A 12,812-nucleotide genomic window follows, 5' to 3' on the forward strand; every position below is an offset into this window, starting at 1 on the left:
TTCACTGGCGCCATCGCGGGTGTTCAAATACCTTTGAACACCCCCGGGCGCTTCTCAATCATCGCCCGCACACCCTCTTTGGCATCTTCGCTGTTGAGTAGCTTCTCCACCAATGGCTGCAACCCTGCCGCCGCGACGGTCTCGCCCTCCATGCGCGCCTGACGCGCCGACATCAACGTCGCCTGTACGCCCAGCGGCGCCTGGCGGGCAATGCGGCTGGCCAGTTCGATGGCGCGGGGCAGCAGGTCTTCACTGGCCATCACTTCCTGCACGAGCCCGAGACGCAGCGCTTCATGCGCGTCGAATTCATCACCGGTGAGCAACCAGCGCATCGCATTGCCCCAACCGGCCACTTGATGGAAGCGCAATGTCGCGCCGCCAAACGGAAAGATCCCACGCTGTACTTCCATCTGCGCAAAGCGCGTGTTGCTCGCGCAAATATTGATATCCGCCGCCAGCATCAACTCGATACCGATAGTCAGGCAGTAACCCTGAGCCGCGACGATCACCGGTTTGCTGACCCTGGGCCCGGCGAACACGCCCCACGGATCGCACCCACCCAAGGGCGGTTGCCAGCCGCCCGACATCACGCCGCTGACATTGGCCAGGTCCAGCCCGGCGGTGAAGTGGTCGCCGTGGGCAAACACCACGGCGACCCGCGCGTCGTCGTTTCGATCAAATTCGCCGTAGGCCAGGCTCAGCTCATTGAGCAACTCCAGGTCAAAGGCGTTGCGCTTTTCCACCCGGTTCAGGCCCAACAGCAGGACATGGCCCTGTAATTCACGGCTGACGCGACGGCTGTTGGCTTGATTCATCGGGTGGGCCCTCAGGGCTTGGTTAAGGTTTCAGACCAAAGGGTCTTGATGGATAGGTGAAGCGTTTAAGTGTTATGACCAACAGGGCCGGGCCTTTGAAAAATAGACCCTGGAGCGGGTATCTGCAAAGACTGTGACGCAGCGCGGTTTATCGGCGCTTTCAGATAAAAAAAGCTCCCTTTTTCAGGTATTTCCGGTATAGTGCGCGCCGGCCTTTAACCGGGCCGCGTTTAGGTAGCGCAATTCCCCGAAGTCAGCTTCGGCTGCACGTCCGCACAGCGGACTCTCCCTTGACGAATCTTTTTCATTCATTCGTTTTCGCAAATCCCCGCCGACAAAGCAGCCAGGGCGACTCTTGAGTCTCAACACGGCATGCGCAGCTTTGGAGCATGGGTCTTTGCGGATGCACTTAGAGGCAGACCCATGACCCAGGAAACCGGCGGCTTCGCCGCTTTTAATCTTAACCCGAACATTCTTGCTGCCGTCATCGCGACTGGCTACGAAGAACCTTCGGCTATTCAGCAGCAATCGATCCCGATCATCATGGCCGGCCAGGACATGATTGGCCAGGCGCAAACCGGTACCGGTAAAACCGCCGCGTTCGCCCTGCCTATTCTGCATTGCATCGATCCTGCCAAGCGCGAGCCGCAAGCCCTGATCCTGGCGCCAACCCGTGAGTTGGCGCTGCAAGTAGCAACCGCTTTCGAAACCTACGCCAAGCAAATGCCAGGCGTAACCGTTGTGGCCGTTTACGGCGGCGCGCCTATGGGCCCACAACTGAAAGCAATCCGTAACGGCGCACAGATCGTTGTCGCCACCCCGGGCCGTCTGTGCGACCACCTGCGTCGTGACGAAAAAGTCCTGTCGACCGTGAACCACCTGGTTCTGGACGAAGCTGACGAAATGTTGAAGCTGGGCTTCATGGATGACCTGGAAGTCATCTTCAAGGCACTGCCACCGACCCGTCAGACCGTACTGTTCTCGGCGACCCTGCCACAGTCGATCCGTGCCATTGCCGAACGCCACCTGCGCGATCCGCAACACGTGAAGATCCAGACCAAGACTCAGACCGTTACCGCGATCGAACAGGCTCACCTGTTGGTTCACGCTGACCAGAAGACCTCGGCTGTATTGAGCCTGCTGGAAGTTGAAGACTTCGACGCCCTGATCATGTTCGTGCGCACCAAGCAAGCGACCCTGGACCTGGCCAGTGCCCTGGAAGCCAAAGGCTACAAAGCCGCTGCGCTGAACGGTGACATTGCCCAGAACCAACGTGAGCGCGTGATTGACTCCCTCAAGGATGGCCGTCTGGACATCGTTGTGGCGACCGACGTTGCTGCCCGTGGCCTCGACGTTCCACGTATCACCCACGTGTTCAACGTTGACATGCCGTACGACCCAGAGTCCTACGTTCACCGTATCGGCCGTACCGGCCGTGCCGGTCGCGAAGGTCGTGCACTGCTGCTGGTGACTCCACGTGAGCGCCGCATGCTGCAAGTGATCGAGCGCGTTACCGGTCAGAAAGTTGCCGAAGTCCGCCTGCCGGATGCCCAGGCTGTTCTCGATGCGCGCATCAAGAAACTGACCAACAGCTTGTCGCCGCTGGTGGCTGATGCTGAATCGACCCACGGCGAACTGCTGGACCGCCTGACTGCCGATATCGGTTGCACCCCACGTGCCCTGGCTGCAGCTCTGCTGCGCAAAGCAACCAACGGTCAGGCCCTGACCCTGGCAGCCATCGAGAAAGAACGCCCACTGGTTCCGAACAACGCGCCACGCGGTGATCGTCCAGAGCGTACCGGTGATCGTCCAGACCGTGGTGATCGTGAGCGTCGCGCTCCGGTTCCATTGGCTGAAGGCCGTGCTCGCTGCCGTACCGCGCTGGGCGCGCGTGATGGCATCGCTGCCAAGAACCTGCTGGGCGCTATCCTCAACGAGGGTGGCCTGGCACGTGAAGCGATCGGTCGCATTCAGGTCCGTGACAGCTTCTCCCTGGTGGAACTGCCGGAAGACGGCCTGGAAAAACTGCTGGCCAAGCTGAAAGACACTCGCGTTGCCGGTAAGCAGCTGAAGCTGCGTCGCTACCGCGAAGATTGATCCGCCCTTGGGCTGATTGATCGCACATAAAAAATCCCCGACTGGTTCGGGGATTTTTTTTGCCTGGCATTTCTGGAGGACTACGCGATCAACTGTGGGAGCTGGCTTGCCTGCGATAGCGGTGTACCCGCCAACATTTCGGGCAACTGACACACCGCCGCCTGAGTCACCGCTCTACCAGACACCCAAGATCCCATGTGGGAGCGGGCTTGCTCGCGAATGCAGTCTTTCAGACACATGGAGGCTGACTGACCCACCGCATTCGCGAGCAAGCCCGCTCCCACAGTTGATCTCTGTTGTCGATTAGAGAGCATTTCAGGCTCAGCCCAGCAGGCGCGCCAGTTCTTCTGGGCAGGATGGGCAACACAGCTCCCACCTTTAGATCTCTGTTAGCCGAAACGGTAGATGTCCATCCCCAGCGCGCCCATCGTGAACCCCTGATGCGCCACACTGAAGTCGCCACCGGCGCCACGCGCAAAGTACAGCGGCAACAGGTGTTCATCGCTGGGATGGCTGCGCACGGCATGGGGCGCCTGGCGGCGATAGTCGTGCAAGGCCGCTTCGTCGTTGGCGGCGAGTTTATCCACCACCCAGTCGCGGAAGTCGCGTGCCCAGGGCTCGATGCTCTCGGGGCCAGCGTGCCAGTTCAGCTCGCCGAGGTTATGGGTGATGCTGCCGGAGCCGATCAACAGCACGCCTTGCTCGCGCAAACCGGCGAGCGCGTGCCCGACTCGGGTCTGCAGGGCCGGGCCCATGCGGCTGGGCAGCGAGACTTGCACCACTGGAATGTCCGCCGCCGGGTACATCAGCGATAGCGGCACCCAGGTGCCGTGGTCGAAGGGGCGGCGATCATCGATTCGCGCATCCAGGCCGTCAGCATTGAGCAGGTCGACAATTTCACTCGCCAACTGTGGGTCGCCCGGCGCCGGGTATTGCACGGCAAACAGTTCGCGGGGGAAACCCCCGAAATCGTGCCAGGTTTCCGGAGCGGCGCTGCCGGTGACCAGTAATTCTTGGCTTTCCCAGTGCGCGGACACTACTACAATCGCCTTGGGCCGTGGCAGTTCAGCCGCCAAACGCCGCAGCGCCGGGCCGCTGGCGCCAGGTTGCAGCGCAAGCATGGGTGAGCCGTGGGAGATAAACAGGCTGGGGAGCATAAGTGGGGTCCTGAGCGTTAAGATGGGCTCATCTTCAATCAGATCATTGATCTAAATCTAATATAAGTTTTAGCCCCTTTTGATCGAATTTTCAGGGTGATTTATGGAGCCTAAGTTTTGGCAAGAGCGTTGGGCGCGCAACCAGATCGGTTTTCATCTGCCCGAGGTCAATCCCTACCTGCTGCGGCATTGGCCAGCGCTGGGCTTGTCTGACGGAGCCAAGGTGCTGGTACCGCTGTGTGGCAAAAGCCTGGATTTGATCTGGCTGGCGAGTCTCGAATATTCGGTGATGGGCGTGGAGTTGTCGGAGCAGGCAGTTGAAGCCTTCTTCAGTGAGCAGTCGCTGACACCGCATATTCGCCAGCAAGGTGTGTTCAAGGTGTATCAGTCCGGGCTGATCGAGGTGTGGTGTGGCGACTTCTTTGCTCTCGACGCCGGTGCGGTGAACGATTGCACAGCGCTTTACGACCGTGCGGCGTTGATCGCGTTGCCGCCACTGATGCGGGCGCAATATACCGAGCATCTCAATAGTCTGCTGCGGCCTGGCTGCAAGGGATTGTTGATCACGCTGGATTATGACCAGACGCAGAAGGTCGGCCCACCGTTTGCGGTAACCGACGAAGAAGTCCGGGTGTTGCTCGGCTCCCGTTGGGGCCTGGAGGTGTTGGAAGAGCGAGACATCCTGAGCGAGAGCTGGAAGGCGATGCAGGACGGTGTCACGCGTCTTGAAGAGCGTGCCTATCGGTTGGACAAGGTGTAAATCGCAGGCATAAAAAAGGGGCGATCAAATCGCCCCTTTTTGCGTAGCTACCGGTAATCAGCCCCGGCGACGCAGCGCGTCGATACGCTCTTCCAGCGGTGGGTGGCTCATGAACATGCGTGCAAAGCCTTGCTTGATGCCACCGTTGATACCAAAGGCTGTCAGGCTGTCGGGCATGTGCACCGGCAGGCCCTGTTCGGAGCGCAGGTGTTGCAGCGCTGCGATCATTGCCCCGGTACCGGCCAGGCGGGCACCGGCTTCGTCTGCGCGGAATTCGCGTTTGCGCGAGAACCACATGGTGATGGCACTGGCCAGGAAGCCCAGCACCACTTCCGCGAAGATGGTCGCCACGAAGTAGGCAATGCCACGGCCCTCTTCGTTCTTGAAGATCACCTTGTCGACGAAGTTGCCGATGATCCGTGCGAAGAACATCACGAAGGTGTTCACCACGCCTTGTACCAGCGCCAGGGTAACCATGTCGCCGTTGGCCACGTGACCGATCTCGTGGGCCAGTACTGCCTTCACTTCATCGTATGAGAAGCGTTCCAGCATGCCCTGGCTCACCGCAACGAGCGCGTCGTTCTTGTTCCAGCCGGTGGCAAAGGCGTTGGCTTCATAGGCCGGGAAGATCCCGACCTCAGGCATCTTGATTCCGGCCTCGCGGGACAATTGCTCAACGGTTTGCAGCAACCATTGCTCATGCCGGGTGCGTGGCTGGGTGATGACCTGGGTGCTGGTGCTCATCTTTGCCATCCACTTGGAGATGAACAGCGAGAACAGTGAGCCGGCAAAACCAAAGACCGCACAGAAAACCAGCAGCTGATTGAGGTTCAGATCAACCCCGTTGGCCGCCATGAACCCGTTGAAGCCAAAAAGGCTCAGGGTGATGCTGGCAATCAGCACGACCGCCAGGTTAGTGGCCAAGAACAGCAGGATGCGCATCATGGTTGTAGAGTTCTCCTCATGCTTAATATGTCGCGTACTGCGGGGTATATAAGGTGCGGCCTGGGGTGATTCAACCGAGCGACTATTTCAAACTGTGTCCTACAGCATGAATGTAGAGTCTTGAAAGGCATTTCCCACCTGAAAAGTAGGTCGGGATAACCGCACCCCTGCCTTGGCGCCCTGTAATCATAGGGGGCTGACCGGTCCGTGGTGTGCAGCGACAGCAGAGGAGGGGGGCAGTGCAGAGAAGTGTTGCCAGATACTCGCTGTACGACCTGATAGTGATCGTACAGCGATATTTGCATTACTGGCGATACGACTTCAGGAAGTTGCCGATGCGACCAATGGCCATGTCCAGGTCATCTACACGTGGCAAGGTCACCACTCGGAAGTGATCCGGCCACGGCCAGTTGAACGCCGTTCCCTGGACCACCAGCAGCTTTTCCGACAACAGCAGGTCGAGCACGAACTTCTCGTCGTTGAAGATCGGGCACACTTTGGGGTCGATTCGCGGGAACGCGTACAGCGCGCCCATCGGTTTTACGCAACTGACACCCGGAATTGCGTTGAGCAATTCCCAGGTGCGGTTGCGTTGTTCCAGCAGGCGACCCTGGGGCAATACCAGGTCGTTGATGCTCTGGTAGCCGCCGAGGGCGGTCTGGATCGCATGCTGGCTCGGCACGTTGGCACACAGGCGCATATTGGCCAGCATGTCGATGCCTTCGATGTAGCTCTGGGCGTTGTGCTTAGGACCGGAGATAGCGATCCAGCCGGAGCGGAAACCTGCCACGCGATAGGACTTGGACAGGCCGTTGAAGGTCAGGCACAGCAGGTCCGGTGCCAGGGAACCCGTGCAAATGTGCACAGCATCGTCGTAGAGGATCTTGTCGTAGATCTCGTCCGAGAACACCACCAGGTTGTGCTGGCGTGCCAGTTCGAGCATGCCCAGCAACACTTCCTTGGAATACACGGCGCCAGTGGGGTTGTTCGGGTTGATGATCACCAGGGCTTTGGTGTTCGGGGTGATCTTGGCCTTGATGTCGGCGAGGTCCGGGAACCAGTCGGCGCCTTCATCGCACAGGTAATGCACCGGGTGGCCACCCGCCAGCGTCACGGCGGCGGTCCACAGCGGGTAGTCGGGCGCCGGCACCAGCACTTCATCGCCATTGTTGAGCAGGGCCTGCATGGACATCACGATCAACTCGGACACGCCATTGCCCAGGTAGATGTCTTCGATGCCGACACCTTCCACCTGCTTTTGCTGGTAATACTGCATTACCGCTTTACGTGCGCTGAACAGGCCTTTGGAGTCGCTGTAGCCCTGGGCGGTCGGCAGGTTGCGGATCACGTCCTGGAGGATTTCGTCCGGCGCTTCGAAACCAAAGGGCGCCGGGTTGCCAATGTTCAGCTTGAGGATGCGATGGCCTTCCTCTTCCAGGCGTTTGGCGTGCTTGAGCACTGGGCCGCGAATGTCGTAACAGACGTTGGCGAGCTTGTTCGATTTGCTGACCTGCATGGCGATGTGATCCTGAAAATGAACGATCCAGACGGTGTGGACACTACCGTACTGCGAATCCTGCGAGGCCTGCACCCATAAATACGTTTGAATGCCGATAGCGCGGGTGCCAGACTGGCGTTTTGACGAGGCGCAATCATACGTGCCGCCTGATCCATGGAAAAGACACAGATCAGGCTTTTTCAGTTGCCGAGGTGTACCGATGGAAAAGTTGCAGAAAACCGTTGATGAATGGAAGGCGATGCTCGATCCAGAGCAGTACAACGTGTGCCGTCTCAAGGGCACCGAGCGACCTTTCAGCGGTAAGTACAATGGCACCAAGACAGATGGCGTATACCACTGCATTTGCTGCAATGAGCCACTGTTCGACTCCAACACCAAATTCGATTCCGGCTGCGGCTGGCCGAGCTTCTACGCGCCGATTGCCGACAGCGCGATGATCGAGATCCGTGATGTCAGCCATGGCATGATCCGAACCGAAGTCACTTGCGCCAAGTGCGATGCGCACCTGGGGCACGTGTTCCCCGACGGTCCGCCGCCGACCGGCCTGCGCTACTGTATCAATTCGGTGTGCCTGGACCTGGTGCCGCGCTAAGCCTTGTACCGCCCCGGCCAAAGGTGGCGGGGCGGTCCATGACGAGGTATTAGTCTGGTCAATTAAATTGCACGCAATTGAATTGCCTACTATCTTCCTGGCTCTTACCCCCTTTCATTTCGAGGCGCTGCCATGAGTGACAACCTGCTGAGCATCCCGTGCACCACCATCAAGGGTGAGCAAAAGACCTTGGCCGATTTCGCCGGCAAGGCTGTCCTGGTGGTCAATACCGCCAGCAAATGTGGCTTCACCCCGCAGTACAAGGGGCTGGAGCAACTTTGGCAGCAGTACAAGGATCAAGGCCTGGTGGTACTGGGCTTTCCCTGCAACCAGTTTGGCAAGCAGGAACCGGGTAACGAAGGCGCGATTTCCGAGTTCTGTGAGCTGAATTTCGGCGTCAGCTTCCCACTGTTCAAAAAGATCGACGTTAACGGCAGCGATGCCCACCCGCTGTTTGTGCAGTTAAAAAAACAGGCGCCCGGCTTGCTGGGCTCGAAGGGCATCAAGTGGAACTTCACCAAGTTCCTGATCGGTCGCGACGGTCAGGTGGTCAAGCGTTTTGCTCCGACCACCAAGCCGGAGGACTTGACCCAAGAGATCGAAGCCCTGCTCAAATGACCGACGTGCCCGCCGTGTCCCTGGCGCTGGACGACCAGTTGTGTTTCAAGCTCTATGCCGCGTCCCGCGCGGTGACGCGCGCTTACAAGCCGATGCTCGATCAGTTGGGCCTGACCTACCCGCAGTACGTGGTGATGCTGGTGCTGTGGGAGTGGCAGGACGCAACGCCGCCGCAACCCACGGTCAAAGCCCTGGGCGAGCGCCTGATGCTCGACTCCGGGACGCTGACGCCATTGCTCAAGCGTCTGGAGCTGCTCGCGCTGGTGAAGCGTCAGCGCAGCACGCTGGATGAGCGTGAGATGCACCTGAGTCTAAGTACAGCGGGTTTGCAGTTGCGCGACCAGGCGCATGCCTTGAAAGCCCGGCTGCTGTGCGACAGCGGCGTGGACCTGAACCAGGCCGACGCCTTGCGCGACGGCCTGGACCAGTTGCTGGCGCAGATTAAAGGCTTGTCGTGTCAGGCACCCAAAGGTCCAGCAGGGCCTTGAGTTCTTCGCGGCGGAACGGCTTGGCCAGGTAGTCATCCATCCCCGCCGCCCGACAACGCTCGCGTTCTTCCGAGAGGGCGTTGGCGGTCAAGGCGACGATAGGCAGGTCCGGCCAGCGCCCGCTGCGGCGAATCTGCCGGCTGGCTTCGTAGCCGTCCATCACTGGCATATTGCAGTCCATCAACACCATGTCGAAGCGCTGTTCTTCAAGGAGCCTGAGTGCTTCGCCGCCGTGGGCGGCCACTATGACTTCGCATCCCAGCTTGCTGAGCATGCCTTTGGCCACCAACTGATTGACCGGGTTGTCTTCCACCAACAGGATGCGCGCCCGCTGCGCGAGGGGCGCGCTTTCCATTTGGATAGGGTCGAGGATCAGTTGCGCGTCGCTGCGCAGGTTGCGCTGCAGAATCTGGTACAGCGCGTTGCGGCTCAGCGGGCGTGCCTGTTGCTGCAGCGGCGCAAGGGCGGCGACCTCCTCGCTGGGCATGAAGTTGCCATAGGCAGTGACCAGCAGAATGGGCGCGCTAATCGCCGGGCGCAGGCGGAACAGGCACTCCGGGCAGTCAGTGATCAGCAGGTCGGGGGTTTGCCCGCTCAGGTCATCGTCCTGTGAATAGCAGCGCGGTGCCAGGCCCCAATGGGGCAGCAGCGTGGTCAGCAACTCTGTCAGGCCATTGCTGCCGCTGGTGATGACGATTACCTCACCCGCCAGGGGCGCGTAACGGGCGGCGGGCAAATGCATGGGCAGCGGCAGATCAGCACAGAACTGGCTTCCAAAACCAACCTCCGAGCTGATACTCAACCGGCCCTTCATCGCCTCACACAGGTTGTGCGTCAACGCCAACCCAAGTCCCGTTCCGCCAAATTGGCGTGTGATCCCCGCACCTGCCTGGGTGAAGGGCTGGAATATCTTCACCTGCGCTTCCTGGGCGATACCGATGCCCGTGTCACAGACCTCGATTTTTACCCGGCCATCCTGTGCGCTGAGGCGCACATCGACACGGCCGAAGCGGGTGAACTTCAAGGCATTGGAGAGCAGATTGCTGACGATTTGCCGCACACGTGTCGGGTCGCCTATCACCTGGGCGGGAAAGAGTGGGTCGATCAGGCAGGTTAACTCGACACTCGGCGCCGCGTTCTGCGACAGCAAGTTGGCGGTGTCTTCCACCAGGGAGCCGAGATCAAACGGGATGCGCTCCAACTCCAATTGGCCGGCGTCAAACTTAGACAGGTCGAGAATATCGTTCAGCAATTCCACCAACACTTTGCCCGAGTCGTGGGCGATGGACAGCTGCTGGCGCTGTTCGGCGTTCAACGGGCTGTCCAGTGACAACGCGATCATGCCCAGCAAACCATTCAGCGGCGTGCGGATCTCGTGACTCATATTGGCCAGGAATGCGGCGCGGGCCTGGGCCATGCCCAAAGCGGTCAATTTTGCCGCCTCCAGCTCATCGTTGGATTGGCTCAAACGTTGGTTGCTGGCCTTGAGCTCCAAGGTGCGTGCGGAGACGATATCTTCCAGTTGGCCCAAGTATTCGGTAAGGCGGTCCTCGGCGTGGCGCCGTTGCTCGATTTCGGTTTCCATGTTTTCAAATTGCTGGTTGGCGACGTTGACCAGTACGCCGATTTCATCGTTTTCGTGACCCGGTGGGCAATCCAGGCGGGCCTGCTTGCTGGTACTCAGTGCGCGAATAATGCGCACCAGCGGCTGGGTCAGCATCACGTAGAACAGGCCCAGCAGGATTCCTGTCAGGAGCAGGCTGCGGGCGAACCCGTTGAGCAGGGTAATCTCGGCACGGTGCAGGAAACGGCTGCCAAAGGTGTAGGTGTCCACGTCCAGACGCAGCACGCCGAGAGAATCATTGGGCATGTGGCTCAGGAACAGCCGGTCTTCGAACTCACGGTTGGCACCAAACAGAAAATCGCTGATGGGCCGGTAAGCACTTTCCTTGCGCGGTCGATTCACGTCGGCCAGGACCACGCCATTGTTGTCGATCAGTTGCGCGCGGGTAATCGCCGGGGAATGCAGCAGGCCCTGGGTCAGTTCCTGGGCGAGTTCAGCATCAATGTTGTAGGCAATACGCGAGGCGGGGTTATGGCTGATTTCGATCAGTGAGCGTATTTCACGGTTGATCGATGCGTCTTCGCTGGCATAATCAATGCCGATTTGGATCAGGCTGAGCAAGGTTCCCAAGACGAAACCTACCAGCACAGTCAATCTGGCTTGTTTATAAGACAAGCGGTGGGCGAACTTGATATCCATCGAGTGTTGAACCACTTCACGTTTCCCTTCGCCCGGCAAGCATAGCTGAACATCCACTGGCTCTGGCTTGGCCGGCATGAATCGTTTTATACGCAGCCTTGTGCGGTCTGCCACAGGGTTGCCAATACGCCATCTTTTGCAAGAACTTGCCAGAGGAATAATCGTGGATTCTCGATTGAATGCCTTTCTTGAGCGCGCCGATGCGGTACTTGCTCGTCTGGAGCCGCTGTTACCTGCGCCGCGCCAAGCCATCGACTGGAACCAGTGCCTTGCTGCCCGTTGGCAGCGCGAAGGCCGCAGTGGCTTTTTGCTGCCGCTGGAAGTGAGCCTGGATATGCGCTTGTCTGACCTCATCGGCATAGACAAACAGCGTGAACAACTGGCACGTAACACCCAGCAATTTCTGGATGGGCTGCCTGCCAACCATGCGCTGCTGTGGGGCTCACGCGGCACCGGTAAATCGTCGATGGTGCGCGCCTTGCTGGCCCGGCACGCCAAGGCGGGGTTGCGCCTGATTGAAATCGAGCGTGATCACCTGGCTGACCTGCCCCGCGTCGTCGAGCAACTGCTCAAGCTGCCGCAGCGTTTTATCCTGTTCTGCGACGACCTGTCTTTCGAGGCGGGCGAGGGCGATTACCGCGTGCTCAAAAGCGTGTTGGACGGCTCCCTGGAGCAGGCGCCGGAAAACGTGTTGCTGTATGCCACCTCCAACCGTCGTCACCTGGTGCCGGAAAACCAGAGCGACAATGACAACTGGAAGCGGGTGGACGGTGAGTTGCACCCCAGTGAGGCGGTGGAAGACAAGATCGCCCTGTCCGACCGTTTTGGCCTGTGGCTGTCGTTCTACCCGTTCAGCCAGGAACACTTTCTGGAGGTGGTCGAACACTGGATCGGCGAGTTGGCCAGCAAGGCCGGCTTGCAGTGGCAGCGCGATGAAGCCCTCGACATCCTTGCCGTACGCTGGGCCACCGGGCGTGGCAATCGCAACGGCCGTTGCGCGTATCAATTCGCCCGTTACTGGGTAGGACTCAAACTGCTGGAGCGTCAACCATGATCGATTTGCAACAGGCCGGCACCGGCCTGGATGGCTATGCCATGTTGTGTGCACAACTGGAATCGCTGCTGGCCGATGAGCGTGACTTTATCGCTAACAGCGCCCAGTTCTCTGCATTCCTGTTCAACCAGTTGGACGACTTGAACTGGGCAGGTTTCTACCTCAACCGCCATGAAGAGCTGGTGCTTGGCCCGTTTCAGGGCCAGATCGCTTGCGTACGCATTCCGTTCGGTCGTGGCGTATGCGGCGCAGCGGCAGCATCACGGCAAACCCAGCGGGTGGACGATGTACATGCGTTCCCCGGCCATATCGCCTGTGACAGCGCCTCCAACAGCGAACTGGTGGTGCCATTGATCAAGGATGGCGTGCTGATTGGCGTTCTTGATCTGGACAGCCCGTCGCTGGCCCGTTTTAACGAGCAGGACCAGGCGGGTATTGAACAATTGGCGGCGATTTTTCTACGCTTGACCGACTGCTGACCTGGGCGTAGAGGGCTGGCCTCGG

The 12,812-nt window shown here is 59.5% G+C and carries 12 protein-coding genes; 7 read left to right on the forward strand and 5 right to left on the reverse strand.

Annotated elements, in window-relative coordinates:
• Nucleotides 1-23: 23 nt before the first annotated feature.
• Entirely contained in the window at nt 24-815 is a 792-nt protein-coding gene (locus A7J50_RS09355; protein WP_064451546.1) for a crotonase/enoyl-CoA hydratase family protein, read from the reverse strand.
• Between the two features lie 423 nt (nt 816-1,238).
• Here A7J50_RS09355 and A7J50_RS09360 point away from each other — a divergent pair, with 423 nt between their 5' ends.
• Nucleotides 1,239-2,912, forward strand: a complete 1,674-nt coding sequence (locus A7J50_RS09360; RefSeq protein WP_053255160.1) for a DEAD/DEAH box helicase — start codon at nt 1,239-1,241, stop codon at nt 2,910-2,912.
• Between the two features lie 389 nt (nt 2,913-3,301).
• Here the strand turns inward: A7J50_RS09360 and A7J50_RS09365 are convergent, their stop codons facing one another.
• Nucleotides 3,302-4,069 carry a DODA-type extradiol aromatic ring-opening family dioxygenase gene (locus A7J50_RS09365; RefSeq protein ID WP_064451547.1) on the reverse strand — a complete coding sequence of 256 codons (768 nt, stop codon included), beginning with the start codon at nt 4,067-4,069 and terminating at the stop codon, nt 3,302-3,304.
• A 103-nt stretch (nt 4,070-4,172) separates the two neighbouring features.
• Here A7J50_RS09365 and A7J50_RS09370 point away from each other — a divergent pair, with 103 nt between their 5' ends.
• Nucleotides 4,173-4,829, forward strand: a complete 657-nt coding sequence (locus tag A7J50_RS09370) for a thiopurine S-methyltransferase (protein WP_064451548.1) — start codon at nt 4,173-4,175, stop codon at nt 4,827-4,829.
• Nucleotides 4,830-4,886: 57 nt separating this feature from the next.
• Here A7J50_RS09370 and htpX read toward each other — a convergent pair whose 3' ends face one another.
• Both htpX and A7J50_RS09380 read right to left on the reverse strand, forming a co-directional pair.
• Complete coding sequence (gene htpX / locus A7J50_RS09375; protein WP_064451549.1) at nt 4,887-5,774, reverse strand: protease HtpX; 888 nt, start codon at nt 5,772-5,774, stop codon at nt 4,887-4,889.
• A gap of 304 nt (nt 5,775-6,078) precedes the next feature.
• The gene (locus A7J50_RS09380) at nt 6,079-7,290 is read right to left on the reverse strand and encodes a pyridoxal phosphate-dependent aminotransferase (protein ID WP_058411776.1); all 1,212 of its coding nucleotides are present in this window, start codon (nt 7,288-7,290) and stop codon (nt 6,079-6,081) included.
• A 202-nt stretch (nt 7,291-7,492) separates the two neighbouring features.
• On the opposite strand from A7J50_RS09380, the gene msrB reads away from it, so the two are divergent.
• From msrB to A7J50_RS09395, 3 genes are all read left to right on the forward strand, one after another.
• The gene (msrB, locus tag A7J50_RS09385; protein WP_064451550.1) at nt 7,493-7,885 is read left to right on the forward strand and encodes a peptide-methionine (R)-S-oxide reductase MsrB; all 393 of its coding nucleotides are present in this window, start codon (nt 7,493-7,495) and stop codon (nt 7,883-7,885) included.
• A gap of 132 nt (nt 7,886-8,017) precedes the next feature.
• Nucleotides 8,018-8,503, forward strand: coding sequence for a glutathione peroxidase (locus A7J50_RS09390; protein WP_053255166.1), 486 nt, complete (start codon nt 8,018-8,020; stop codon nt 8,501-8,503).
• Nucleotides 8,500-8,991 carry a MarR family winged helix-turn-helix transcriptional regulator gene (locus A7J50_RS09395; RefSeq protein WP_064451551.1) on the forward strand — a complete coding sequence of 164 codons (492 nt, stop codon included), beginning with the start codon at nt 8,500-8,502 and terminating at the stop codon, nt 8,989-8,991. Before A7J50_RS09390 ends, A7J50_RS09395 begins: the two co-directional genes overlap by 4 nt.
• Here the strand turns inward: A7J50_RS09395 and A7J50_RS09400 are convergent.
• Complete coding sequence (locus tag A7J50_RS09400) at nt 8,945-11,254, reverse strand: hybrid sensor histidine kinase/response regulator (protein ID WP_064454884.1); 2,310 nt, start codon at nt 11,252-11,254, stop codon at nt 8,945-8,947. The two genes, A7J50_RS09395 and A7J50_RS09400, sit on opposite strands and share 47 nt — an antisense overlap.
• Before the next feature lie 163 nt (nt 11,255-11,417).
• Between A7J50_RS09400 and A7J50_RS09405 the strand changes: the two genes are divergently transcribed.
• Together A7J50_RS09405 and A7J50_RS09410 are read left to right on the forward strand one after the other, a co-directional pair.
• Nucleotides 11,418-12,308, forward strand: a complete 891-nt coding sequence (locus A7J50_RS09405; RefSeq protein WP_064451552.1) for an ATP-binding protein — start codon at nt 11,418-11,420, stop codon at nt 12,306-12,308.
• A complete protein-coding gene (locus tag A7J50_RS09410) occupies nt 12,305-12,787 on the forward strand; it encodes a GAF domain-containing protein (RefSeq protein WP_064451553.1) in 483 nt (160 codons plus the stop codon). Before A7J50_RS09405 ends, A7J50_RS09410 begins: the two co-directional genes overlap by 4 nt.
• Nucleotides 12,788-12,812 lie beyond the last annotated feature (25 nt).

It is taken from the genome of Pseudomonas antarctica (genome assembly GCF_001647715.1).
In the GTDB taxonomy this organism is placed as follows: Bacteria; Pseudomonadota; Gammaproteobacteria; order Pseudomonadales; family Pseudomonadaceae; genus Aquipseudomonas; species Aquipseudomonas antarctica_A.

What these genes read in the sequence shown, in the direction of transcription:
- A7J50_RS09355 (WP_064451546.1), bottom strand. Translation starts at nt 815, where the DNA reads ATGAATCAAGCCAACAGCCGTCGCGTCAGCCGTGAATTACAGGGCCAT.
- A7J50_RS09360 (WP_053255160.1), top strand. Translation starts at nt 1,239, where the DNA reads ATGACCCAGGAAACCGGCGGCTTCGCCGCTTTTAATCTTAACCCGAAC.
- A7J50_RS09365 (WP_064451547.1), bottom strand. Translation starts at nt 4,069, where the DNA reads ATGCTCCCCAGCCTGTTTATCTCCCACGGCTCACCCATGCTTGCGCTG.
- A7J50_RS09370 (WP_064451548.1), top strand. Translation starts at nt 4,173, where the DNA reads ATGGAGCCTAAGTTTTGGCAAGAGCGTTGGGCGCGCAACCAGATCGGT.
- htpX (WP_064451549.1), bottom strand. Translation starts at nt 5,774, where the DNA reads ATGATGCGCATCCTGCTGTTCTTGGCCACTAACCTGGCGGTCGTGCTG.
- A7J50_RS09380 (WP_058411776.1), bottom strand. Translation starts at nt 7,290, where the DNA reads ATGCAGGTCAGCAAATCGAACAAGCTCGCCAACGTCTGTTACGACATT.
- msrB (WP_064451550.1), top strand. Translation starts at nt 7,493, where the DNA reads ATGGAAAAGTTGCAGAAAACCGTTGATGAATGGAAGGCGATGCTCGAT.
- A7J50_RS09390 (WP_053255166.1), top strand. Translation starts at nt 8,018, where the DNA reads ATGAGTGACAACCTGCTGAGCATCCCGTGCACCACCATCAAGGGTGAG.
- A7J50_RS09395 (WP_064451551.1), top strand. Translation starts at nt 8,500, where the DNA reads ATGACCGACGTGCCCGCCGTGTCCCTGGCGCTGGACGACCAGTTGTGT.
- A7J50_RS09400 (WP_064454884.1), bottom strand. Translation starts at nt 11,254, where the DNA reads ATGGATATCAAGTTCGCCCACCGCTTGTCTTATAAACAAGCCAGATTG.
- A7J50_RS09410 (WP_064451553.1), top strand. Translation starts at nt 12,305, where the DNA reads ATGATCGATTTGCAACAGGCCGGCACCGGCCTGGATGGCTATGCCATG.